Consider the following 22,749-nt stretch of genomic DNA (forward strand, 5'->3'; position numbering starts at 1 on the left):
AGCATCACGAACGATCAGGTTCGGTGCTAACTCGGTGGTTGGGTCGACTCGCTGAGTTCTTGGGTTGGCCGATCTTCTGGGTTGTCCTAGTAGTCGTCCTCCTGGTGCCGACGGCATGTTTCTTGATCCTGGCGATCTCGCCGCGCTTGTTCGGTCAGGGGAGTTCCTGGTTTACGATCTCAGCTTTTCAGCAGGCACTCACCGGAGTCACGCTGCAAGGGATGGCTGACTCGCTGGTGGTCGGTGTTTTAGCCGCACTCCTGGCAGTGACCTTTGCTATCGTGTTGGCCTGGCTACTGCAGCGGACCAACGTCTCCGGTCGTAGGGTCTGGTCTATCTCGATCTGGACGATTTTGTTAGTGCCGAGCTACATCATCGCAGTTGGTTGGCAGGTAATGCTGGGCCAGGGTGGGCTGTTGGCCTCGCTTGGCTTATATAGTGCGAGCTACACCAAGATCTTCTTTGGCCCAGCTGGCTACACTTTGATCCTGGCAATCAAAGGGATACCGTTTGCCTACTTTGCGGTCGCTGGATCCATTTCAGCGCTCGGATCAAGCTTTGAGGATGCAGCCCGGGTGCACGGCGGAGGGAGACTCAGCACGCTTCGGGTGGTGATTCCGATGGTGCTCCCGTCTATTTTTGCCGGTCTCATTGTCGTGTTTGCCGAGTCTATCGCCGACTTCGGTACTGCAGCGGTGATTGCACCTAACGCGCATTTCCCGATAGCTACCTACAACCTCTATGTCGCTCTATCGTCATATCCGGCGAACTTCGGTGTGGCGGCGGTGATCGGGTGCATGTTGGTGGCGGCGGTTGCTGTGGCGCTGATGTTGCAGAAGCGATTTTTGAAGAGTCGTTCGTACGCCGTTCTCGGCGGTAGGATGCGGATTGCGGGTCGATCTCGACTCACTCGCCGTGGTCACGTTATGGTGCTCGGTGTCTTGGTGGTCATCTTTTTCGTGGCTCTTGGGGTTCCGATTATCGGGGCATTGGTCTCCTCGATGCTCAAGCCGTTCGCAACCCTGTCGCTTCACAACTTCACTTTGAGCGCTTACCGTGGGCTCTTCAGCGTATCCGGGCTCGGCGGATCAATCGGATTCTCGTTCAAACTCGCCGTGCTGAACGGCTTCTTGGCGCTCTTCCTTGGTGCTGTGATCGCACGTCGCCTCTCTAAGCGAGGAACGACTTTTATCGACAGGCTACTTGACGTGACTGTGTTAGCAGCCATAGCCTTGCCTGGTCTTGTGTTGGCAGCGGGCTATATTTTCGCATATAACCTACCAATACTTTCGGGCCTGGGTATCGACATCTATGGCACTGTTCTCGTTCTGATTATGGCCTATTTAGCAGGCGCACTCCCTTCGACTACACGAGTTCTCGCAGGACCGATGTCTCAAGTCCGGGGCTCTCTTTTGGACGCTGGAAGGGTTCACGGTTCTGGTCTTGCCCAATCATGGTGGCGTTGTGCGGTGCCACTCCTCGGCCCTAGCCTGCTATGGGCTTGGTTACTCACCTTTGCGGCTACTTTCTTGGAGTTACCAGCTTCAGAGTTGTTGGCACCCCCGGGTACCCAGCCGGTTGCGGTTGCGATACTACAGGTACTAGGGAAGTCAAATATCTCACAAGGAACTGCGCTGTCAATCGTTGCCCTCTTGATCGATCTTGGCATGATCATCGTCATTTCGATCCTGTTCCGTTTCCTTGCTCCTAAGGGTTGGAGACGGTTGGGCGCAAATGTACTGTAAGGAGTGATAAATGGGATTAGCCGGAGGCACAGCGCCGAGTCTAAGGATTGACGGAGTTTCAAAGAGCTACGTGTCGGGTAAGCTCGCTCTTGACCAGGTTCGTTTCCAGGCAAGATCGGGCGAGTTTGTTGTGCTGCTGGGGCCATCTGGCAGTGGGAAGTCGACCCTGATTCGCTTGATCGCCGGTATCGAGACCCTCGACAGCGGTGAGATCGCCTTTGACGGCAAGACGGTAGCCGGTGGTGGTAAACATCTACCCCCAGAGGAGCGCGATCTGGCGATGGTGTTCCAGGATTACGCGTTATGGCCGCACATGAAGGCGGTCGAGAACGTGGCGTTTGCCCTGCGGCGGCTCAAAATGGGAGCTAGTGAGCGACGACGTAAGGCGCTAGAGATGCTTGACCGCGTCGGCCTTGCAACCCATGCAGAGCAGTACCCAAACGACCTCTCCGGTGGTGAACAGCAGCGGGTGGCTCTTGCACGGGCATTGGTGGCCAAGCCGGGACTGCTACTTTTTGACGAGCCTCTATCAAACCTCGATGCAGACCTCCGTGAACGCTTAAGGGTCGAGATCGCGAGTTTGACAAGGGAGTGCGGATCAACGGCAGTCTACATAACCCACGATCAGTCGGAGGCGTTCGCGCTCGCAGACAAGATCGGTGTGCTACATGCGGGAAAACTTGTCCAGTATTCCACTCCCGAGGCTCTCTATACCGCACCCGAGACCCCGTTTGTCGCGCGGTTCACCGGGCTGGCGGGTGAACTCCCAGGCTGTATCGAATCGTGGATCGGGGATGAGACCGTTGTGGTCCGAGTTGGTGATACCAGAATTAAGGCGAGGGCAGGCAACTTGGACAGGAATAAGCCAAGTGCCAATGTACACGTGTTGATCAGAACGGCAGCCGCTACATTGACACCAGCGACAGTCGATGATCATCAGCGCGCGACCAATGAACTAAGCGGTACAGTATGTGACGTAGCCTTCCGAGGTCGTGGTTATGACCACGTTATAGAGGTCGCCAACGGACATCGGCTCGTCGGTGTTTTTGGGCCAGATCGTCTTGATCGTGGATCCGAAGTTAAACTATCGCTAGACCCGGTTGGCTGTTTCGCCTTTGGTGATGTAGACGCCGGTGTGACAACAACTCCGCTGGTAGCAGACAGATCCTTGGCTTCGCTCTCTATGTCAACCAGCTAGTCGATGGACTAACTGTCATCCTCAAGCGCGCTGCATTGCTCGGCTTCTAACTCAAAAACTACTATTGGTTCGCAAGCGATTTAGGTTTGGCGTTCTCAACTTGGTTAGTTGCTGCGGTGTTGGCGATAACCCTTGAGCTATGTTCTTTGGTGATTATGGGATGTAGCGGGAGACGGTGGACGATCACTTGCGCTCGATCAAGTGTTCTGGTTACGTTTCCGAAGGTGGAGGTGCACGCCATGGGGAGGCAAGTGACGGTCTTCGCAATGACACCATGGATCGATTGACCTTGGGCGTGAAAGTTGTGTCGTAGATGAGCCTTGTTACACGTTTGTCACAGCATCCCAGAGGTGAGCGGTGCACTGTAGCAAGTCATGCTCTTGTCGGCCCATCTCCTGCAGGATCATCGAGGTGAGATCGACTACTGCCGACAACTCTGAAATGGTTGGAGCAAGAGGGATGCTCCCGAGGAGTGGGAGCTGGTACCTGTTAGCGATTGCGGCTCCACCGCCACTACCGAATGGGGTCAGAGTCTCCCCGTGCGGGCATTCAATGAAACTCATGTTCTCGATAACGCCGAGGAGGGTGAGATTCGCCTTGATCGCGAAGGATGCGGCACGCTCGGCGACGTGACTGGCGAGAGGGGAGGGCGTGGTTACAAGAGCCACCTTCGTCGCTGGCAGTAGGCGGGCGAGCGTCATTGGGATATCGCCGGTACCCGGAGGCAAGTCGATGATGAGGTAGTCGGGGTTGTCCCATGCCACATCCTCGACGAAGTGCTGTAGTGCTCTCGATAACATGAGGCCTCTCCACATGATCGCCGATTCTGCCTGTTCTACCATCATGCCCATCGAGACAACGGCGAGCGATCCTGCCCCGATCGATTTTAGGTAGGGCTTGATCTGAAAGTTCTGGGGATCTCCATCGGCGCTTAGGCGTTGGTCGGTTGCCGAGAGAAGTTGTGGTTGCGAGAACCCCCAGATATCTGCATCTAGTACTCCTACGCGATAACCTCGCTTCGCGATATTCTCGGCGACGGCGATCGCGAGTGATGATTTACCTACCCCGCCCTTCCCTGACGAGAAGGCGATGAGTTGGGTTCCTTCGAGTTCCGGTGGTGTCGTGCTGGCATCTTGAGCACCTTTGCGAGCAAGCTGCAAGGCTCGCTCCTTCTCATCTTTGGTTAGCGTGGTGAAGGACACTGTGAGTTCGCGACCATGACGATCCACCTCGTCAATAGCATCGAGCAGACTAGATCTGATTTGGTTCTTTAGTGGGCAACCAGGCGTAGTCAAGGCGATTAGTACAGAGATCTGCCGCTTTGAGACGTCTACCTTCTTGACCATTCCGAGTTCGCCAAAGGTCAAACCAAGCTCTGGGTCGGCCAATCCCTCGACTACGGCTCGTAACCTTGCCTGCAGCGTGGATGGAGTAGCGTCTGAAACCATGCATCTAGCCTACTTCGCCTGCGGTGAATAGGATGGAAGAGGCCGAATAGTCAGCCCTGTGGGCTGCCTGTTGTGGTAGTGCGTTAGGTCGTCTGTCACCCCCGAACGGGCTGAAAGCTTCACGCTATACTGGTAGACAAGAGAATATTTTGAAGGAGCAGTTATGGCAATGACATCAGTGAAAATTGGCAAGCGCCCATCGGTGATCACCTTGAGCGATCGTGCAGTGGCGAAGGTCGCTGCTTTACTCTCGGAGGAGGAGGGTGCGGAGACGCTGTTTCTCCGAGTGGCGGTGGCTCCGGGCGGCTGCTCCGGGTATAGCTATGACATGTTCTTCGACAGCGAGATCGCCGATGATGACATCTCGGCTACCTACGGTGACGTGAGGGTCGTGGTGGATTCGGCGTCGGCTGAGCTGATCAAAGGGGCGACACTCGATTACAGTGATTCGCTGAGCGAGGCTGGTTTTCATATCACCAATCCGAACGCAACCCGAACCTGCGGTTGTGGATCATCGTTCTCTTAGCGAATAGCTAGCGCTATACGATCGTCTGCGAGTCTGCTTGCTCCTCGGAATCGTCCAGCAGCTCGCTGGGGAGTCCGAATTTGTAGCCAACCGAGCGCACTGTTTGGATGAGGGAGTCGTAAGCCTCGCCCAGTTTGGCGCGAAGTCGGCGGATATGGACGTCTACGGTGCGAGCTCCGCCGTAGTACTCGTAACCCCACACACGCGAGAGTAGGGTCTCCCTTGAGAAGACCTTTCCTGGGTGACTGGCGAGGAATTTTAGGAGTTCGTACTCCATGTATGTGAGGTCCATCGGAGTCCCGGCGAGAGTCGCCTGATAGGTATCGGTGTCTAACATCAGTGGACCGATCGCAATTCTGCTGTGTTCTTCTGGTTGCCCATGTCGTGCCAGCAGATGTTGGAGGCGCACCGCAAGCTCTGTCCGGTCAAAGGGTGAGACAGCAAAATCGTCTATCACTCCTTCGCGTAACGCCAGCTCTTTCACCTGGTGCCGCTCAATGAGGAGCAACAACACGACGCCGCTGTCCCGATGTTTGCGAATTCCTCGGCACAGCGTCACAGCTTGCTCGAAGTCGGTGGTCGCATCGACGATAACCCCTGTGACCTGGCTGGGGAGGGTAGTCTCCTCCGAGTCGATAGTCAAGAATTCGTAGCCGGTGTCGTCATAGAAATCTATGACTCTGCCTACGTTTTTTGGAGAGTAAACAGCGACTGTTGTCAACTACAACACCCTCAAATAGCGCCCGAGTTCGTACTGTGAGATCCGAGTATTGTAACGATCCCATTCTGCGTGTTTGTTGCGGATGAACCATTCAGTAACGTGATCCCCAAGAGCTTCACGCACCAAAGTTGACTCCTCCATCCGAAGAAGGGCCTCTTCAAGACTGCTTGGGAGTGGGATGATGTCGAGCGCATCTCTTTTCGAGTCTGGCAACGTGAAGAGGTTCTCGTTGGTCTCGCGAGGGAGGTCGAGTTCCTTGGTGAGGCCGTCGAGGCCGGCTGCCAAGATCACCGAAAAAGCGAGGTAGGGGTTGCAGGCTGGATCTGGGGCGCGGTATTCAACCTGGTAGTTCTCTTCGCGCGTCGATGGGGCAACTGGGACTCGCACCAGTGCCGAACGATTGTGATGCGCCCAGGCGATGTGGGCTGGAGCTTCGTATCCTGGGACCAAGCGTTTGTACGAGTTCACCCACTGGTTGGTTACTGCGGTAATTTCGCCGGCATGGGCGAGGAGTCCGGCGATGAAGTGATGTGCTCTCTTGCTGAGGCCATCAGCCGAGGCGGGGTCGGCGAATATATTTTCATCCTCATCGAAAAGGGCCATATGAAGGTGCATTCCTGAGCCCTGTACTCCTGCAAGAGGTTTTGGCATGAAGGTGGCGAGCACGCCGGCATTCGCCGCAGTGCGTGAAATAATGAGGCGAGCGGTGATGATATTGTCGGCCATAGCCAGAGCATCGGTGGCGCGCAGATCGATTTCGTGCTGGGACGGGCCGTCCTCGTGGTGGGAGTATTTGACAGCGATCCCAGTCTCTTCGAGCGCGAACACCGTCTCCTTGCGGATCTCTGAACCGGTGTCACTCAGTGATAGATCGAAGTAGGAGCCCTCATCTAACGGCTTGGTGGTCGTTGGGTCGAGGTAGAAGTACTCTATCTCTGGGGAGACAAAAAAGGTAAGACCGAGTGCGCGTGTACGTTCTAGTGTGCGTTTCAAGACGTTGCGTGGACAGCCATCAAAGGGGGTGCCATCTAAGTTGACGATGTCGCAAAACATCCTTGCGACATGTGGCTGATTTGGCAGAATGGTGAAGCTATCTGGGTCAGGTCGTGCTATCACGTCGCTCTCTTGAATACGTGAGAAGCCATCGATAGCCGATCCGTCGAAGATCATCCCCTCGTCGAGTGCGTTCGCCAACTCTGCTGGAGTGATTTGAAATGATTTAGGAATGCCTAGGACGTCGGTGAACCATAGTTGAATGAATTTGATCCGACGCTCTTCGACGACGTGCAGCACAAACCGCCGCTTATCCTCATGTATTTTACTTGGATCCACACAGTCACTCTATGGGTGAAGTGACAGAGTTGGATCGGTGGACCTTTGACAGTTAATGTCGAGTTCACATTGGCTGGTGATCTGTTAGCGATTTTTGTGTCTACAGCCTCTGGAGTTTGGTTAGCGATTGTGCAGCAGAAAGGGTGACAAAAGCGTAGTGTTGCCGTATGTATCGATTAGTTCACCTCAAGAGTGTCCCTTTAGATGGGCCACGAGCGCTGTAGTTACCTGGGCGTCGTCGCTGTTGGTAAGCCATTGATCTACATCTTGTAACCTCACCCACGCAAGCCTGTCGATCTCGTCGTCAGGTTGATGTTCGCTGATTGCGACGATTGTAAGTGTAAAATAGGTAACTGTTTTGGTACGCCTGGACTGATCGAGATAGGTAAGAACACAGAGGACAGGTCCAACTTCTGTTCGTATACCAGTCTCCTCCTCTACCTCCCGAATCGCGCAATCTGCCAGACTTTCACCTGGTTCACACTTTCCCTTCGGCCAGGACCAATCGTCGTAACGAGGGCGATGCACTAGCAAGACTTCGTATGCGTGTTCATCGTTAAGTCGACAGATGACACCTCCCGCCGCCAGTATCACCTCGCTCTTCCCCATGGCGACCACCTCCGTGGGTTACACTACTAGTTGAAGCCGCACCCAGCAGCGGCCATGAAGTCAGGCTGGGAAAAGGACTGAGCGAGGAGATATTAGATACGATGGCAGCCCTGCACCTCCTGCGGCGAGGTGTTATGTTCGGTTTAGCTGGTGTTTTCGGGGTAGTGATGGCATCGTGTGCTGGTCCTACTAACCATCGGAGGTCTTCATCAACGAAGGAGACCGCAGTGAAAGTGCCTATGAATACGGTACCTCCACCTGCATTGACAACTGCGTTGGCCGCGTTTGCGACGACACCGGTGCGGATGTCGATCGCAGTGAGCGAACTAACATCAGGTGTCGATCGTAGGTTGACGGTCTACGCCGCCTGGGATCCGATCGATCGCGACGGCGAGGTGGCTACGATTGGAGCGAACGCCGGTGTTGAGTCAGGCTACGGTGCTTCCAGGATCGTGAATGGCCAGGCTTGGAGCCTGATAGCCGGCCACTGGTACAGGGTTGGCTTTGGTCAACAGGTGATTGGCAAGGTTGTCGCGGTGGTTGGAGTGATCAAGTTGATTGGGCAGGTTCACGCTGTCGCCTCGCAAGTCATAAATGGGACGACCTGCCTGGGGTTTGCGGGATCGCTCTCCCAGGGGCAGCTGCTTGCCATAGAGCATCATCATGGTCGTGCGACTCTCATGCAGGCACTCGCCGGTATAGATAGGTTGGGCTATACGGTCTACGTCGGGGGTCCATTCGTGCGTGGTCTCGATATTACAGCTATCGTCTCGGGCCACCGAGTGCGTTACCGAACCCAGTGGCTGTTGACCTTCCCGAGTTGGGGGACGCCGGTGCAGATTCAGCCACCGGTTAGCGCTTCGGTTTTGCCTGGATCTGCCCCGGCTGGTGGGCTTCTTCCGCTCTGACAGGAGGGCCAGAAGCCCCGTCTATAAGGGCAGGGAGGTTCACCGATTTCGATTGGTCGTGCCAGGTATCAGATGTCGAGCTTGTTGGTGCGTCATTTGTGGGCAGCGTCGTGCTCCTGGCTACCCACGGCCTCGGGTCCAGCAAGACGACCGCAGGCCTCTTCGTCTTGGCCGCGGTTAGACGATGGATATAACCAGCAGATCGCTCGGTCGATTAGGCGTCACGGCTGGTGAGCCGCCAGTTGGCGATTAGGAAGATGATCACGGTATAGATTGCGAGGATGGCTAACCCTGCCCATGCGCTGAAGGTATTGGGTTGGGAATGGACGCTCATCAGGGTTCGTCCGATCGTGAACGGAAGAAACTTATTGATGTCGTTGGATAATGACGTTGGTAGCGCCGTCACCAGAAGTGGCAGTACGAGGACTAGGGCTACAAAGGTGGTGATGGCACCAGCCGTATGTCGAACGATCACGCCAAGCCCGAGGGCGAAGAGGGCGAGCAGCGCCATGTAAAGACCGGTGCCTGCTACCGCACGCAACACGTTAGTGCCGCCGAGCGATGCGGTCGGGGTTGTGCCTGAAAGAATGGCTTGGCCGACGAAGAAGCTTGCAAAGCTAACTATCTCTGCGACGATAATCGCCACGATAGCGAACATAACGATCTTGGCAACAAGCACCTTTGAGCGAGATGATGCCGCTGTAAACGTCGCGCTGATCGTTCCGGTGGCTACCTCAGCAGTAAAGACCAGGATCCCGAGCACTCCGAGTGCCAACTGGCCAAGCAGGACACCAGAGAGGCTGCGCGAGGTGGGGTCAAAGGCAAGACGTTGCCCTGGGCCGGCATGGTTCCAGTTAGCCGCGATTGCGAAAGCACCGAGCGATGAGATGCCAATCGTAAGGACTGCGGTGACGAGGAGGGTGAAGACGGTGGAGCGCACCGAACGAATCTTGATCCACTCCGAGGAGAGGAGGTCTCCAAAACTTTGTCGGCGATCGGTGGTTGTAGCGATGCTCATGCGCGTTCCCCTTCTAAGCGAACCGTGGTGTGGGACTGAAACTCAACGTCATCTTGCATAAGGCTCATGAAGGCATCCTCTAGGCTTGCAGAGACACTAGCAAGCTCATGGAGTACTATCCCCGCGGAGAAGGCGATCTCACCGATAGCAGCGGTTTCGAGCCCGGTCACCTGGAGTCCGTCGGGTTCTACGAAGGTCATGGTGGCGTTGTGTTGGGTGAGTAGCGCTTGAAGGTCGGATCGTTGGGGGGTGCGAACCAGCGTCGTCTTGCCAGAGTTTGCATCGATGAAGTTGGCCATATCGGTATCAGCAACCAGCTTGCCCCGGCCGATGACGACCACGTGATCAGCGGTGAGCGCCATCTCGCTCATAAGGTGGCTAGAGACGAAGATGCCTCGGCCCTCGGCTGCCAAACCTCGCAGCAGATGCCGGATCCAGAGGATGCCCTCTGGATCAAGACCATTGACCGGCTCGTCGAAGAGCAAAAGTGGTGCATCGCCTAGTAGCGCCGCGGCGATACCTAGTCGCTGCCCCATGCCGAGCGAGAAGGTCCCAGCTCGTCGATCTGCCACCGAGGTCAGCCCGACAAGGTCGAGCACCTCGTCGACACGTTGCTTTGGGATATGGTTGGTTGCGGCCAGAGCCAATAGGTGATTCCTGGCAGTTCGACCTGGGTGATATGCCTTGGCCTCAAGGAGTGCGCCAACACTGCGAAGCGGGTTCTTTAGCTCTGAGAATCTCTGCCCGTTGATGAGCACCGATCCTTCGTTGGGACGGTCCAGCCCCATAATCATCCGCATCGTCGTCGACTTACCAGCCCCGTTTGGACCGAGGAAGCCGGTCACTCGACCCTCGACCACCTGAAAGTCGAGGTGATCGACTGCAAGCGTACCCTCGTAGGTCTTAGTAAGACCGCGCGCCTCTATCATCGTCTCTACTGTCTCCTCAAGTTAACTAAGAGACATGTTAGCTATATTCTGGCTAAAAATACTGATAAAATGCTGAAATGTCGCTGGGCGAACAGCCCGCTAGTCGGTTGATGCTAGCTCGATAATGATCAGCTAATCACTCGCTTTTTGAAGCCTCGGATGCCGATCAGGAGGAGAAAAAGCAAGAAGCCGAGCAGGCCTGCATATACCCCAAAAAGGTTCATATGCTGAATGCCTGTCGTGAGTCCAGCTCTGAGACCCTCGTTGATATATATCAGTGGATTGATGAGAACAGCCCATTTGAGCCAGGGGATAGCGCCGAGGCTTGTCCATGGGTAGTACACGGCACCTAGAAAGGTCATAGGCAACAGAATTATTGCGAAAATGAAGGCGACTTGGGTGGGGGGAACGATTGTACCTATGGCGAGCCCTAGTGCCCCCGAGAGCACTGCGGCGATTGGGATGATGGCCAAAACCAGTGGCCAGTTAACCGACAGGTGGACGGAGGTGGCTGGAATAAAGATCGATACGGCAAACACTACCAATGCCGCTATGAGCGCCTGGAGAGCTCCTGAGATGATTTTTGCGGTGGCGACTCCCCATATTGGAACCGGAGCTAGCACCCTATCCTCGATCTCACGAGTGAAGGAGAACTCCTGGACCAACGGGAGCGCGACGGCTTGGATACCCTGGGTGATGATGGATATGCCAACAACACCAGCCACGAGCAAGGTCGAGAATTGAGCCTCGGCGGCCGCGTTCCCGCCGACCCCTTGCCCAATCTTGGGAAACACGTAGGCAAGCACAAAGACGATCAGGATCGGCTGAGATATTACCCGAACCAAGAACATCACCCAGCGGGAGATGAGTACTCGAAGATCTCGCATGACCAGTGACCAGATGGTTTTTGCGTAGTGCGAGCGAACGACGGTTGGTTTGGATACGGTCGGACTCATTCGCGCAAATCCCTTCCTGTCAGGGCTAGAAATACGCTCTCTAGTGACCCTTGTTTTACCGATAGATTGCGGTAGCTGATCTCCATGGCTACCAGCTCCTTTACAAGCATGGGCAAGAGGTCTGTGGGGTCAGCAGTCGAGATGGTGAGCTTTGAACCGACAAAACCTATCGTGGTGCCTGGCAATGATTTGGTCAGGACCTCCACTAGACCTTGGTCAGCACCCTGGAGGTCAAGCGAGATCTGCGCCTGTTTGGCGTAAGAGCGCTTGAGCGCTTCAGGGGTGTCAAGAGCAAGGATCTGTCCGTGATCCATAATGGCGATCGCTTCGCAGAGTTCATCTGCCTCGTCCATGTAATGGGTCGAGAGCAGGATCGTCTGGCCAGCAGCATTTAGGTCGCGTAGAATCTGCCAAAGTGCCAGTCTGCTCTGTGGATCGAGCCCGGTAGTCGGCTCGTCGAGCACCAAGATGGTCGGACTATGCATCACTGCACGGGCTACCATAAGCCGCTGTGCCATGCCACCGGAGAGTGCGCCGACGGGTGCATTGGCTCGTTCTCGGAGCCGGAATTGCTCGAGTAACTGATCAGTCTTGGTGCGCGCCACCTTGGTGGTCATGCCGAAGTAGCGACCGTGAAACGTGAGATTCTCGCGTACACTTAGCGATCGATCTAGGGTGTTGGACTGGGGGACGACGCCTAGAAGACTCTTGGCGGCCGCCGGCCGAGCGACCACATCGATGCCGTTGATCGTGACTGTTCCCGAGGTGGGAATGACCCTGGTGGTGATCATTCCAAAGGTAGTGGTTTTACCTGCTCCGTTGGGGCCTAGAAGCCCATAGATGCCGCCTCGAGGAATGGAGAAACTCACGCCTTTAACCGCGGTTATTGAGCCAGGGTACGTTTTGACAAGCTCGTTTACTTCGATGGCAGGGTTCTGGGTGTCGAACTCTGGGGCTACCATAACTATGTGAGTCCTCTCAAGCTTGCCTGCGCACAGGTCAATGTTAGTGTCGGAGCTATCGAACAGAACGCTGACCGCTGTTATTCCGTGATCGAAGAGGCACGTCAGCTCGGGGTTGATATCCTGCTCTTTCCTGAATTGGCTCTAACCGGTTACCCTCCAGAGGATCTCCTTTTACAGCCCCAGTTCATTGAGGACAACCTCGTGGCGCTCAGAAAGATCGCAACGATGGTGGCAGATGACATCGTCGTCGTGGTGGGGTTCGTGCGCCGTGGCGATGATCTGCACAACTCGATAGCGGTGCTCTTTGATCACCAGGTGCAGATGATCTATGACAAACAGATCTTGCCCAACTATACCGTCTTTGATGAGTGTCGCTACTTTCGTCCAGGGTCGGCGCAACCCCACCTCCTCGAGGTCAATGGAGTGGCCGTAGGCCTCGCCATCTGTGAGGACGCTTGGTCACCCCAGGGTGCAATTTCGCAGGCGGCGGCGATGGGCGCAGAGGTCGTACTTGTTGCAAATGCCTCCCCATATGAGATGGGACGTCAAGCGGCAAGAGAACAGCTGATGGAGGTTCGCGCGTCGGATGAGTCGGTGGCGATCTTGTACTGCAACCTCGTTGGTGGCCAGGATGAGCTGGTCTTCGATGGAGGTTCGTTCTTCGTCGGCGCCTCCGGCAACGTCCAGTCACGTGCGAAGCGTTTTGTCGAGGATCTTTTAGTGGTCGACTTTATGGGAGAGGAGGCTCGCTATCGCAAGCGCCTCCTTGACCCCAGGGGTGAGTTGCGAGTTGCTATCGGTCCCTGGGAACGCACCGTTTTGAACCTCCAGCGTCCGGGAGGTGTTAATCCGGTAAGAGAGTCATCGTGTGCTCCTATCGACCCTCCAGTTCGTGGGTTTGATCCCGATGAGGTGATTGCAGCGATTGTTCTTGGAACCCGTGACTATGTACGCAAGAATCGTGCCCCTGGGGTGCTGGTCGCAGTATCAGGGGGGATCGACTCTGCTCTTGTGGCTGCATTGGCGGTTGAGGCGCTTGGCCCATCGGCAGTCGATCTCGTCGCCTTGCCCTCTCGCTACTCCTCATCAGGCTCGCTTACCGATGCCACAGACCTAGCCCACAACCTTGGGGCTCGACTCGTGACTCTGCCCATAGAGGCTGCCCATAGCGCACTGACGGAGATCTTGGCAGAGGAGATCGCAGTGGAGGGGGTGGTGGACGAGAATCTCCAGAGTCGCATTCGAGGCATCCTCATGATGGCGCTTTCAAACTCGACTGGGCGCTTGGTGCTGACAACCGGCAACAAGTCCGAACTTGCGGTAGGCTACTCAACCCTCTATGGAGATACTGCTGGAGGTTTCGCTGTGATCAAGGATCTCTATAAGACGCAGGTCTATGCAGTAGCGAAGCGTCTCAATCAGAAACGAACGGTGATACCACCCGCGATCCTGTCCAAGCCACCGAGCGCGGAGTTGCGTCCCGATCAGCTCGACACGGACAGTCTGCCTGACTATCCTGTTTTGGATGCGATACTTACATCTCTTATCGATCGCGACCAATCAGTAGCTCAACTGGTCGCGAGAGGCATTGATGCTGGCATAGCTACACGCATAGAGAACCTCATTCGTGTAAGTGAATACAAACGTCGTCAAAGTCCATTAGGGGTGCGGCTCTCCTCGAAGGCTTTTGGGAAAGACAGACGTATGCCTATAAGCATGGGATCACAGTGAGCCATGGAGCATCGTAGGCTCCCTGAGTGGATCGGGGGCTACCAGCAGCCTTTGAAACTCGAGGATGCATGCGACGTCATTGGCTGTGTTGCTGAAGGATGTATGGTGTTGGCGAGGCGCCTTGTAGCGGCCGAGCGTCAACTCGTAGCTATTGAGTTCTCTCGCTGGCTTGGTGTTGCCGTTGGGCAACTTTTGAGCGTCGCCCCCAATCCACGCCCAGAACTACTTGCAACGCCTTTGAGGGCCGCTGGTTTCGTGGATTCGTTCCGGTCAAAGTCGGCATCTGAGCAGCTAGATGGGCTCGTCGAGGTATTAGCCGCTCTAGCGGCCGATCCGGGCTGGGGCAACCGTAATCTCGCTTTCACTGCAAGGCAGCTGCACGGAGATATGCAGTGGTGGAAACAGGGATCAAATTTATCGGCAGTTTTGGCGTAATGGCTTGGATTGTGACGGCGTTCGGTAGAGTTTTCAATGTGGAATCGAATCCAGTTTTGGTCTTTCGATGCGCGCGTGACGCCCAGGCACCGAGCGGGCGGAGGGAGACCTACCAGCTGTGAGCAGGGAACGACAAGAACGTGATGATGAGGATCTCATCCGTCTGTATCTCGGGGATATCGGGACGCATTCACTTCTCTCGAAGGATGACGAAAGTCGGCTCGGTCGCGAGATGGAGGATGCCAACGAAGCCCGACTAGAACTTAGCCATCAGAACCTGACTGCTGAGCGCCGTCGCGAGCTTCTCATCATCGTGCGACGCGGCGAATCTGCAAAGCAGGCCTTTATCCAGGGAAATTTGCGGCTCGTGGTTTCAATTGCCAAACGGTATCAGGCCTCGGGACTCCCTCTGCTGGATTTGATTCAAGAAGGCAACATGGGGTTGATCCATGCTGTTGAAAAATTCGATTGGCGCAAGGGGTTCAAGTTCTCAACATACGCCACATGGTGGATTCGACAGGCCATTAACCGTGGCATCGCCAATACCGGTCGGACGATTCGCCTGCCGGTCCATGCAGGCGATTCTTTGGCCCGAGTGCAACGCGCTCAAATGCGACTTGAGTTGAAGCTCGGCCGGACTCCGACAGTTAATGAGCTCGCCAAAGAGGTAGATCTTCCCTACGACAAGCTGATAGAATCGTTGAAGTTTCGCGGAGATCCGGTGTCGCTGTCTGAACCTCTCCGTGAGGATGGTGATGCAGAGCTCGGCGATGTTGTTGAGGACCGTTCGGCGTCGTCCCCTTTCGAGGCGGTCGCAGAGGCGATGCTCCCCTCTGAGATTGCTCGTCTTCTCTCCCCTCTCGATCAGCGCGAGCGAGATATCTTGAAGTTGCGGTATGGTCTCGATCGCGGTGAGCCTCGCACCCTCGAAGAGGTGGGCGAGTACTTTCACCTCACTCGGGAACGGATCCGCCAAATTGAGTCTCGTGCAATGTCGAAGCTGCGACATCCGTCCGCAGACATCGGTGCTCGTGATCTGCTGACCGGATGATGCGATCGTTTCTGGGGCTGCAAGGTTTATAGTGAAGGAATGAAGAAACTTATTTTCCTGGCTATCGTCGGTGCGCTCGTGGCAGTAGCTGCGAAAAAGGTGCGTGAGACTCTCGCCTAGCGCAAGATCTTAGATCGACAGCTACGCCTCCGTTTGACCCGGCTCTGGTGTTCGATGCTGGCTGTCGTCAGGCGATATGTGGGTGCTGCGGCGATTACGACCTTTGGCTAATAGTCGATGTGTCGGTACAGACACCGTCAGTTGCTGGTGAAGAGATCGTTTTTGCTCTGCTAGATCTGCTCTTGCACACTCTCGCTTTGGGTGCGATCTAACCGAGGCTTGGTTAGCAGCTACTTGTTTTAGTTGTGGTGACACGACTTGTGGTGGTCGGCCGGCAGACGCTCGTCGACACTACATGTTTGAGCCTGACTTGATATGTGAATGATTTGGCGTTCTCCGAGGTCGGAGGCAACATAGACGGGGAAGAGTTGGTCAAAGCTCCATCGCTTACGATGGCTGATGATCCCTTCTACGCCGTAAGAGCGAGCGACCTACGAAGGGGGCTGAGCCTCCTGCTAGGACGGCCACCAAAAGAGCAACGTTGCGAAGTGTCCGAACCAGATAGGGGCGTGAGACCTTCGTTGTCTCGCTGAACTCTAGAATCTCCCAGCCACGTTCCTTTGCGACCTTCGTGAGCACTCGATCAGGATTGACGGCAATTGGATGCCCGACCATCTCCAGCATTGGGACATCGGTATAGGAGTCTGAGTAGGCGTAGGAGCTCGATAGGTCTATCCCCTCGTCAGCCGCCAGCGTAGCGATCGCCTCGACCTTGTATGGACCATAGGCGTAGAACATCAACTCCCCGGTGTACTTGCCGTCCTCGTCGACTCGCGAACGTGAACCAATGTATCCATCGACACCGAGGAAGGAGGCCATTGGTCCAACTACCTCCTCGGGCGAAGCTGATACTAGAAAGACTTTACGCCCTGCAAGGTGGTGAAGATCGATGAGATCCATCGCCTCACGGTAGATCAGCGGCGTGATAATTTCTCCCAGGGCCTCGGTAACTACCCGAAGCACCATGGATTGCTCCCAACCCTGGGTGAGGTTGAGTACGGCGTTCTCCAGCCGCTTGAGCCGACGCTCGTTTGCGCCCAAATACTTATATACGGTCTGGGCGTAGAGACTCCGTGCGACCGTTCTGCGGGTGATGAGACCCTCCTGGAAGAACCTGGTTCCCAGCGCCAGCATCGATGCACGGGCGATTACCGTCTTGTCCAGGTCAAAGAATACGCCCTCCACCGACCCGCTCATCTCGGCATAGAGGCGAGCATTGCGACGATGAGCGCGCCGTCGACTCCACCGATTGCCAAAGAGGTCGCCTTACCCCCATGGCGCAGGAGCGCTTTGGCCAGTGAAACTGTCAGGTCACTACTCTGTATGTTCGATGCCCCATATTGGGGGAGTAGCTCTGTGTGCATATGTGTTTTAACCGACGGTCGCATTGCGGGCATTACCTCGACTAGGTGAGAATCGGGGTGTAAAACTTTAGGGCGATGGAGGATCGAACTCATCAAGACGGTCTCCCTTGCTTGGTAAACGGACCTTCGTGATTGCCGCTAGTAGATGCGACGAACACGGAGCACCGGCCTAACTCCTGTTCGAGTGCAGCCACAGGAGAACTCTGGTGGTCAGCGGGTTGACCTTTCACCACCTCGCCGATGCCGACGATGGTTGCGTTCATGGCTGACCTCCTTTGATGGCCTGCTCCAGCCTGGTGTATTCAGCAGGAGCTGTCGGTGTGGTGCCCCAATTACCCTCTCTAATAGGAAGTTTTCGCCTCATGAACCTCGTCGTGGTTGTACACGGAAGAGCGACAGATTCGATTGAGTTGTCGAGAGCGAGAGTCGATTGCTTCAGGTCGGCTTTTGGGACGGACAATGACTTCTCCATGACTGAGACGGTAGCGCTCTCGTCTGGCCAGCCGAGCGCGGTGGTTTCAGGTACGTACTGGTTAACAACCTTTCTGGTTGTACACGCGAGGGTCGTGAGCATGCAAGCAAAGCTGTGAACTCCACATCTGTTGGTTGGCCCCACGGTGGTGTTGCTGGAGGCGTACGTGGCTGGAAGTGGCTTAAAGGTTTTTGCGTAAGAACTCAGGCGCGTAGCGGTGGTAACGTTTAGGTGGTAGACGAGCCCGCAGAACGAACGCGTCGCTTGATCGGGAGTCGCCACTCGATGGCCTTGCGTCGCCATCTGGGTGACCAACTCTGCGTCGATGCCTCCACGGCCAACGACCAGCATGCGATCGGATGTCACCTTGCCTCCATAATGTCGAGAAGGACAAGATTACCGTAGTCTCGTCCCACCGGTAATCTTCAGCATAGGCCGCCATGGCATCGTCGACCATAAGCTAGCCGCAGTTGAGTAGCGATGTTAACTGAGAATATTCGGTCCCCAGACGGTCGCTTCCATCGCTTCCACCGACCGTACCTCATCTGGATCACTCCTTCTAGAGCGATTCAAGATTGACAAGAGGCCGAATTGGCTCTTCACTGGCGCCACGCTATCTCGAGGAGAGACGCTAATAAACTCGGTAACCATGGCGATTCTCTGCTCCGGTTCTGGATGAGCAGATACCTGGATCCAACCGATCTGGGCCCATATCTGTAACGTACAACAAGCACCTCTATCCTGATCCAGCAGCGAGCGCAGACACCAACGGGTGCTCTGGATTTCATTGATGTTGAAGAGAAGTCGCTATATGACCTCCAGTTACGTCAACGGACTTGCTAGCCATGCTTGCCCTAACGCTCCGGAGGCGAACACTGTCCTAGATCCGGGTAACTTCTACTCCTATGAGCCCTATCAGTACGCGTCATCGACGGCAACATGACTTGGAGAGGGTCAGCGGCGCCTTGATGCTGGTGTCGGCAGCCGGTCGAACGGCCACTGCTCCTAAATCAGGTTTGAGCAGAAGCATGGAAGGGCCATGGTAGGGGAGGATGATCATCTCACTATGATCAATCCCTTATACGAGTTCTTGCCGTTGAACACGAAATGATGTGGACCACCGGCCTTAGAGAGAGCGTGGTGCATGCCAAAACCGTTAGTCATTGTTGAATCTCCGACCAAGGCGCGAACTATCGCTCGCTTCCTTGGCGATGGCTACGTCGTCGAGTCTTCAGTGGGACACATACGTGATCTTCCTCGATCAGCAAAGGACATCCCTGCCTCAGCTAAGTCGCAGCCATGGTCTCGTCTCGGCGTAAACGTAGATGATAACTTTGCCCCACTCTATATCATTCCAAATGAGAAGAAGGAGCAAGTAAAGAAGCTCAAGGCCCTACTCAAAGACGCGGATGAACTCTATCTCGCGACAGACGAGGACCGCGAAGGTGAATCGATTGCCTGGCATCTTCTCGAGGTGCTGCGACCGTCGATCCCGATCCATCGCATGGTGTTCCATGAGATTACCGACGCCGCCATCGCCCAGGCGCTCGCATCCCCTCGCACCCTCGATCAGCATCTCGTCAATGCACAGGAGGCACGCCGCATTCTCGATCGACTCTATGGCTATGAGGTCTCTCCGGTACTCTGGAAGAAGGTGATGCCAAAGCTGTCAGCGGGGCGCGTTCAATCACCCGCAGCTCGACTCCTCGTAGAGCGGGAGCGTGAGCGAATGCAGTTTTGTTCGTCTAGCTTCGCCGATCTTGAGGCGACGTTGACGGCTACCGACGAAGACCGGGAGTTTCGTGCTCGGTTGACCCATATCGATGGACGGCGAGTAGCTCAAGGCAGAGACTTTTTGCCGACTGGCGGACTCGCCCCAGCGGCTACCCAACAGGGAGTAGTCGCGCTTGGCCATGGCGATGCTACCTTGCTGGTTGCCGCTCTTGCTGGTGCAGATTTTCGGGTAACACGTGTCGAGGAGAAGCCGTATCGCCGGTCTCCGAGCGCGCCGTTCATGACGTCTACCCTTCAGCAGGAGGCTGGGCGTCGATTACGTTTTTCATCGTCGCGGACGATGAGCGTTGCTCAACGTCTGTATGAACGTGGGTTTATCACCTACATGCGAACCGATTCGGTGATCTTGTCGGGGGAGGCGTTGACTGAGGCACGTAGGGTTATCAGCGCTCGTTTTGGAGCCAGTGAACTCCCTACTAGCCCAAGGGTCTATCGATCCAAAATTAAGAATGCTCAAGAGGCTCATGAGGCTATTCGACCCTCGGGTGATGAATGGCGGTCGCCTGACGAGCTCGGTGGGCAGTTGAGCGGTGATGAACTGCGGCTCTATGAACTCATCTGGAGGCGGACGCTTGCATCACAGATGGCTGATGTCCTCGGCGTGGTCGTTTCGGTGACGATCGATGCTCCAGTGACGAGTGATCTGGACCTTGCTGAGCAGAGACTTAGCTCCGGCGACAGAGTGACCTTTGCCAGCTCCGGTAGGGTGATCACCTCCCCTGGTTTCTTCCGGATCTACCAAGAGAACGTTGAAGAGAACGAAGATACCCAGGAGTTGCCGCAGGTGGTGGCGGGTCAGGCACTCGAGGAGCGTGGCATCGAGGTGGTCGACCATGTCACCAATCCACCCGCGCGTTATACCGAGGCGACGTTGGTGAAGGCGCTCGAGGAGCGTGGAATTGGTCGTCCATCTACCTACGCGAGCATTATCTCGACACTACTCGACCGCGGCTACGCCTGGAAGAAGGGGCAGGCTCTCGTCCCGAGCTTCGTGGCCTTTGCTGTCGTCCAGCTCATGGAGCGCTATTTTGCTCACCTGGTCAACTATGACTTCACCGCGCAACTCGAAGACGAGTTAGATGCGATCGCATCCGGTGAGCGCGAGGCTATTCCCTACCTACGACATTTCTATTTTGGCGATGAAGACAATGGCCTTAAAGAGGAGGTGCTGGTACAGCTGGGTGAGATTGACGCTCGTATGGTGAACACGATTCCAATCGGCGAGACTGACGATGGCCGCGAGGTTGTGGTGCGAGTGGGACGGTATGGCCCATACGTGCAGCTCGACGATAAGACTGCGAGCTTGCCGGACTCGGTGACACCTGATGAACTCTCAGTCGAGAGTGCGTTGGCATTTCTATCTGCATCCGAGGTCAAGGAGCGACCTCTTGGTGAGATAGACGGCACGGCGGTGTTCGCGCGACTGGGCCGGTACGGTGGCTATGTACAGCTCGGAGAGGGTGATAGCAAGGAGTTGAAGCGTGCTTCGCTGTTTCCCTCCATGACCGTGGAGTCGGTTACCCTAGAGGAGGCTGAGGCGCTTTTGTCGCTTCCGAGATCGGTGGGCACAGATCCAGAGACTGGTCAGGAGATTTTTGCACAAAACGGCCGGTTTGGACCTTACATGACGCGTGGCCGTGAGACTCGTTCACTTGACAAGCCCGAGGAGATCTTTACGATCAGCCTAGAGGAGGCGATCGAGAGGTTTAAGGAGCCTAAGCGTAGGGGGGCCCGAAGGGCTAGTTCAGTCGAGTTGGGAGTCGACCCAGAGGGTGGCGCCAAGGTAGTGTTGCGCTCCGGTCGGTTTGGTCCATACGTGACCGACGGGCAAGTTAACGCTTCGCTGCCGCGTGGCGTTGAGCCGACCGAGGTGACACTTGAACAGGCACTGGATCTACTCAATGAGCGCAAGGCGAAACTTAACAACGACCGTGGATAGGTATCGACGAGGCGCTCTTGTCGTGCTAGAGGGTCCCGATCGAGTGGGAAAATCAACCCAGGTAGAACAGCTTGCACACCTGCTAAGACAGCGAGGAAGATCGGTGCTGGTGTCGCGCGAACCCGGTGGGGACGCCTTGGGTGAGGCGATCAGGACCATGGTGCTTGCCTCTCATCTAGACCCGTGGACAGAGATCTTCCTCTTCTTGGCTGGGCGTGCGCGTCATCTCGACGAGGTGATCGAGCCCGCCTTGGCTCATGGGGAGCTTGTTCTGCTGGATCGTTATACCCCTTCTACCCTGGTCTATCAAGGAGCTGAACTAGGCGATGAGGTGGTTGCTGAGCTATGCTCGCTGCCAGTTTTTCGCACGCCTGAGTTGACGATCATCCTTGACCGCGAACTTCCCTTGGCAGAGCTTGAGGCCTCGGATCGTTTTGAGAGCACGGGGCTAGCAGGCTGGCAGGTGCGTCGTTCACGTTACTTGAGTTTCTCCCACCGTTTTGGATGGACTACGGTCTCAGGCGAGGGGTCTGAGGAGGAGGTTGTTCTGCGACTTCTGGATGTGCTGACCGCGGCGGGGATCATCGAGTGAGGACGTTAGCTGAGTTTCGCCAGTTTCGACCGCTGACAGTCGGACGAATCGAAGCTGCGCTCGATGCCGACTCCTCCAGCTACCTATTGAAGGGACCGCGAGGGTGTGGAGCCGATGAACTATTGGGTGCGATCGCTCAGGCGTTGCTGGGAGGTTGTGGGGGATGTGGCCACTGTTGGGCGTGCCGAGAGGTAGCAGATGGTGAGCACCCTGATGTGTTGTGGGCACAGGGAGAACGCGGCAAGGCTGTGGCGGTCGAGGAGTTACGTCGCGTGGTCCGGTTCGCCAGTCTAGCGCCAGTCCAGGCGCGCTATCGGGTGGTGATAATCCCAGATATCGATACTTTGAGGCTCACCTTTCCAGTAATCCTGAAGGCTCTGGAGGAGCCTCCTACTGCCACCAAGTGGCTCCTGTCGGCTGCACTGATTGGGGCGGAGCTTTCGCCGGTTGCGTCACGATGTTTCACGGTCGAGCTAGAGGCTCCGAGCGATGATGAGATCGAGGAGCGTTTTCGAGAGGCCAATGTTCATGCCACCGCAGCCCTGGTTCGCTGGACGCGGCGACGGCTTGATCGAGTGTCGCTTTTCGCACGCCTCACCGATGCCGAACGCTATCTCTCAACCTTTCAGGATCTTCCCGAACTCGTGCGAGACGATGCGCGCTGGTGCATGGAGTTGGTACATCGGCTGACACCAGAGGATCTTGGCAACACAGGTGACGCAGAAGAGGTTATCCAGTGCGGATTAGAGATTCTGATCGCAGCTCATCCTGAGAACGCTGATTGGTTGCGTCGCGCTACTCGTGCGTCATTGTCGTTGAGCCGTCATCTTCCTGTGCAGCTGGTGTTGGCTGAGCTGATTCTGCGTGCTGGTTAGCTAAGCTACTCGAAGACAAAC

Annotated in this window: 23 protein-coding genes; 11 read left to right on the top strand and 12 right to left on the bottom strand. The window is 55.8% G+C overall.

Annotated features, from left to right (window positions below; genetic code table 11):
- The first annotated feature begins 23 nt into the window (after nt 1-23).
- On the top strand, nt 24-1,745 hold the full coding sequence (locus tag FEAC_RS06050; RefSeq protein WP_156099283.1) for an ABC transporter permease: 1,722 nt from the start codon (nt 24-26) through the stop codon (nt 1,743-1,745).
- A 10-nt stretch (nt 1,746-1,755) separates the two neighbouring features.
- The gene (locus FEAC_RS15495) at nt 1,756-2,943 is read left to right on the top strand and encodes an ABC transporter ATP-binding protein (protein ID WP_052565797.1); all 1,188 of its coding nucleotides are present in this window, start codon (nt 1,756-1,758) and stop codon (nt 2,941-2,943) included.
- A gap of 323 nt (nt 2,944-3,266) precedes the next feature.
- Here FEAC_RS15495 and FEAC_RS06065 read toward each other — a convergent pair whose 3' ends face one another.
- Nucleotides 3,267-4,391: a P-loop NTPase gene (locus FEAC_RS06065; RefSeq protein ID WP_052565799.1), complete on the bottom strand. Its 1,125-nt coding sequence runs from the start codon at nt 4,389-4,391 to the stop codon at nt 3,267-3,269.
- A gap of 163 nt (nt 4,392-4,554) precedes the next feature.
- On the opposite strand from FEAC_RS06065, the gene FEAC_RS06070 reads away from it, so the two are divergent.
- A complete protein-coding gene (locus FEAC_RS06070; protein ID WP_081901132.1) occupies nt 4,555-4,917 on the top strand; it encodes a HesB/IscA family protein in 363 nt (120 codons plus the stop codon).
- 13 nt (nt 4,918-4,930) lie between these two features.
- Here the strand turns inward: FEAC_RS06070 and FEAC_RS16170 are convergent, their stop codons facing one another.
- The 3 genes from FEAC_RS16170 to FEAC_RS06085 all read right to left on the bottom strand — a co-directional run bounded on the left by FEAC_RS16170 (nt 4,931) and on the right by FEAC_RS06085 (nt 7,579).
- Nucleotides 4,931-5,638: a response regulator transcription factor gene (locus tag FEAC_RS16170; RefSeq protein ID WP_052565801.1), complete on the bottom strand. Its 708-nt coding sequence runs from the start codon at nt 5,636-5,638 to the stop codon at nt 4,931-4,933.
- Nucleotides 5,639-6,970: a glutamine synthetase family protein gene (locus FEAC_RS06080; RefSeq protein ID WP_236684611.1), complete on the bottom strand. Its 1,332-nt coding sequence runs from the start codon at nt 6,968-6,970 to the stop codon at nt 5,639-5,641.
- 186 nt (nt 6,971-7,156) lie between these two features.
- Entirely contained in the window at nt 7,157-7,579 is a 423-nt protein-coding gene (locus FEAC_RS06085) for an NUDIX hydrolase (RefSeq protein ID WP_052565803.1), read from the bottom strand.
- A 227-nt stretch (nt 7,580-7,806) separates the two neighbouring features.
- Between FEAC_RS06085 and FEAC_RS06090 the strand changes: the two genes are divergently transcribed.
- A complete protein-coding gene (locus FEAC_RS06090; protein ID WP_152623107.1) occupies nt 7,807-8,487 on the top strand; it encodes a hypothetical protein in 681 nt (226 codons plus the stop codon).
- A 214-nt stretch (nt 8,488-8,701) separates the two neighbouring features.
- On the opposite strand, the gene FEAC_RS06095 is transcribed toward FEAC_RS06090, so the two are convergent.
- The 4 genes from FEAC_RS06095 to FEAC_RS06110 form a co-directional block, all read right to left on the bottom strand.
- Complete coding sequence (locus tag FEAC_RS06095) at nt 8,702-9,505, bottom strand: ABC transporter permease (RefSeq protein ID WP_035390006.1); 804 nt, start codon at nt 9,503-9,505, stop codon at nt 8,702-8,704.
- Nucleotides 9,502-10,434, bottom strand: coding sequence for an ATP-binding cassette domain-containing protein (locus FEAC_RS06100; RefSeq protein ID WP_035390008.1), 933 nt, complete (start codon nt 10,432-10,434; stop codon nt 9,502-9,504). The genes FEAC_RS06095 and FEAC_RS06100 overlap by 4 nt, the downstream gene beginning before the upstream one ends.
- A 128-nt stretch (nt 10,435-10,562) precedes the next feature.
- Nucleotides 10,563-11,390 (bottom strand): ABC transporter permease, encoded by an 828-nt coding sequence (locus FEAC_RS06105; protein WP_035390009.1) that lies wholly within the window; start codon nt 11,388-11,390, stop codon nt 10,563-10,565.
- Entirely contained in the window at nt 11,387-12,352 is a 966-nt protein-coding gene (locus FEAC_RS06110) for an ABC transporter ATP-binding protein (RefSeq protein ID WP_052565805.1), read from the bottom strand. Before FEAC_RS06110 ends, FEAC_RS06105 begins: the two co-directional genes overlap by 4 nt.
- 6 nt (nt 12,353-12,358) lie before the next feature.
- Between FEAC_RS06110 and FEAC_RS06115 the strand changes: the two genes are divergently transcribed.
- The 3 genes from FEAC_RS06115 to FEAC_RS06125 all read left to right on the top strand — a co-directional run bounded on the left by FEAC_RS06115 (nt 12,359) and on the right by FEAC_RS06125 (nt 15,572).
- Entirely contained in the window at nt 12,359-14,086 is a 1,728-nt protein-coding gene (locus tag FEAC_RS06115; protein ID WP_035390011.1) for an NAD+ synthase, read from the top strand.
- 3 nt (nt 14,087-14,089) lie between these two features.
- Complete coding sequence (locus FEAC_RS06120) at nt 14,090-14,521, top strand: hypothetical protein (RefSeq protein ID WP_035390013.1); 432 nt, start codon at nt 14,090-14,092, stop codon at nt 14,519-14,521.
- 118 nt (nt 14,522-14,639) lie between these two features.
- Entirely contained in the window at nt 14,640-15,572 is a 933-nt protein-coding gene (locus tag FEAC_RS06125) for a sigma-70 family RNA polymerase sigma factor (protein WP_035390015.1), read from the top strand.
- Between the two features lie 507 nt (nt 15,573-16,079).
- On the opposite strand, the gene FEAC_RS06130 is transcribed toward FEAC_RS06125, so the two are convergent.
- Genes FEAC_RS06130 through FEAC_RS06140 form a run of 4 tightly spaced genes read right to left on the bottom strand, consistent with a single transcriptional unit; the run spans nt 16,080 to nt 17,894 of the window.
- The gene (locus FEAC_RS06130) at nt 16,080-16,877 is read right to left on the bottom strand and encodes an HAD family hydrolase (protein WP_052565807.1); all 798 of its coding nucleotides are present in this window, start codon (nt 16,875-16,877) and stop codon (nt 16,080-16,082) included.
- An 8-nt stretch (nt 16,878-16,885) separates the two neighbouring features.
- The gene (locus FEAC_RS06135) at nt 16,886-17,149 is read right to left on the bottom strand and encodes a hypothetical protein (RefSeq protein WP_035390019.1); all 264 of its coding nucleotides are present in this window, start codon (nt 17,147-17,149) and stop codon (nt 16,886-16,888) included.
- A complete protein-coding gene (locus FEAC_RS15500; protein ID WP_156099284.1) occupies nt 17,149-17,319 on the bottom strand; it encodes a hypothetical protein in 171 nt (56 codons plus the stop codon). Before FEAC_RS15500 ends, FEAC_RS06135 begins: the two co-directional genes overlap by 1 nt.
- Complete coding sequence (locus FEAC_RS06140; RefSeq protein WP_035390021.1) at nt 17,316-17,894, bottom strand: hypothetical protein; 579 nt, start codon at nt 17,892-17,894, stop codon at nt 17,316-17,318. Before FEAC_RS06140 ends, FEAC_RS15500 begins: the two co-directional genes overlap by 4 nt.
- A 424-nt stretch (nt 17,895-18,318) precedes the next feature.
- Here FEAC_RS06140 and FEAC_RS15505 point away from each other — a divergent pair, with 424 nt between their 5' ends.
- The 4 genes from FEAC_RS15505 to FEAC_RS06155 all read left to right on the top strand — a co-directional run bounded on the left by FEAC_RS15505 (nt 18,319) and on the right by FEAC_RS06155 (nt 22,728).
- Nucleotides 18,319-18,471: a hypothetical protein gene (locus FEAC_RS15505; protein ID WP_160290341.1), complete on the top strand. Its 153-nt coding sequence runs from the start codon at nt 18,319-18,321 to the stop codon at nt 18,469-18,471.
- A 201-nt stretch (nt 18,472-18,672) separates the two neighbouring features.
- On the top strand, nt 18,673-21,261 hold the full coding sequence (topA, locus tag FEAC_RS06145; protein ID WP_035390023.1) for a type I DNA topoisomerase: 2,589 nt from the start codon (nt 18,673-18,675) through the stop codon (nt 21,259-21,261).
- A complete protein-coding gene (gene tmk, locus FEAC_RS06150) occupies nt 21,224-21,853 on the top strand; it encodes a dTMP kinase (RefSeq protein ID WP_081901134.1) in 630 nt (209 codons plus the stop codon). The genes topA and tmk overlap by 38 nt, the downstream gene beginning before the upstream one ends.
- Complete coding sequence (locus FEAC_RS06155) at nt 21,850-22,728, top strand: hypothetical protein (RefSeq protein ID WP_052565811.1); 879 nt, start codon at nt 21,850-21,852, stop codon at nt 22,726-22,728. Before tmk ends, FEAC_RS06155 begins: the two co-directional genes overlap by 4 nt.
- Nucleotides 22,729-22,749 lie beyond the last annotated feature (21 nt).

The organism is Ferrimicrobium acidiphilum DSM 19497, assembly GCF_000949255.1.
Lineage (GTDB): Bacteria > Actinomycetota > Acidimicrobiia > Acidimicrobiales > Acidimicrobiaceae > Ferrimicrobium > Ferrimicrobium acidiphilum.

What these genes read in the sequence shown, in the direction of transcription:
- FEAC_RS06065 (WP_052565799.1), bottom strand. Translation starts at nt 4,391, where the DNA reads ATGGTTTCAGACGCTACTCCATCCACGCTGCAGGCAAGGTTACGAGCC.
- FEAC_RS06100 (WP_035390008.1), bottom strand. Translation starts at nt 10,434, where the DNA reads ATGATAGAGGCGCGCGGTCTTACTAAGACCTACGAGGGTACGCTTGCA.
- FEAC_RS06110 (WP_052565805.1), bottom strand. Translation starts at nt 12,352, where the DNA reads ATGGTAGCCCCAGAGTTCGACACCCAGAACCCTGCCATCGAAGTAAAC.
- FEAC_RS15500 (WP_156099284.1), bottom strand. Translation starts at nt 17,319, where the DNA reads ATGAACGCAACCATCGTCGGCATCGGCGAGGTGGTGAAAGGTCAACCC.
- FEAC_RS06070 (WP_081901132.1), top strand. Translation starts at nt 4,555, where the DNA reads ATGGCAATGACATCAGTGAAAATTGGCAAGCGCCCATCGGTGATCACC.
- FEAC_RS06120 (WP_035390013.1), top strand. Translation starts at nt 14,090, where the DNA reads ATGGAGCATCGTAGGCTCCCTGAGTGGATCGGGGGCTACCAGCAGCCT.
- FEAC_RS06095 (WP_035390006.1), bottom strand. Translation starts at nt 9,505, where the DNA reads ATGAGCATCGCTACAACCACCGATCGCCGACAAAGTTTTGGAGACCTC.
- tmk (WP_081901134.1), top strand. Translation starts at nt 21,224, where the DNA reads ATGAGCGCAAGGCGAAACTTAACAACGACCGTGGATAGGTATCGACGA.
- FEAC_RS06135 (WP_035390019.1), bottom strand. Translation starts at nt 17,149, where the DNA reads ATGAGTTCGATCCTCCATCGCCCTAAAGTTTTACACCCCGATTCTCAC.
- FEAC_RS06085 (WP_052565803.1), bottom strand. Translation starts at nt 7,579, where the DNA reads ATGGGGAAGAGCGAGGTGATACTGGCGGCGGGAGGTGTCATCTGTCGA.
- FEAC_RS15495 (WP_052565797.1), top strand. Translation starts at nt 1,756, where the DNA reads ATGGGATTAGCCGGAGGCACAGCGCCGAGTCTAAGGATTGACGGAGTT.
- topA (WP_035390023.1), top strand. Translation starts at nt 18,673, where the DNA reads ATGCCAAAACCGTTAGTCATTGTTGAATCTCCGACCAAGGCGCGAACT.
- FEAC_RS15505 (WP_160290341.1), top strand. Translation starts at nt 18,319, where the DNA reads ATGTTGAAGAGAAGTCGCTATATGACCTCCAGTTACGTCAACGGACTT.
- FEAC_RS06105 (WP_035390009.1), bottom strand. Translation starts at nt 11,390, where the DNA reads ATGAGTCCGACCGTATCCAAACCAACCGTCGTTCGCTCGCACTACGCA.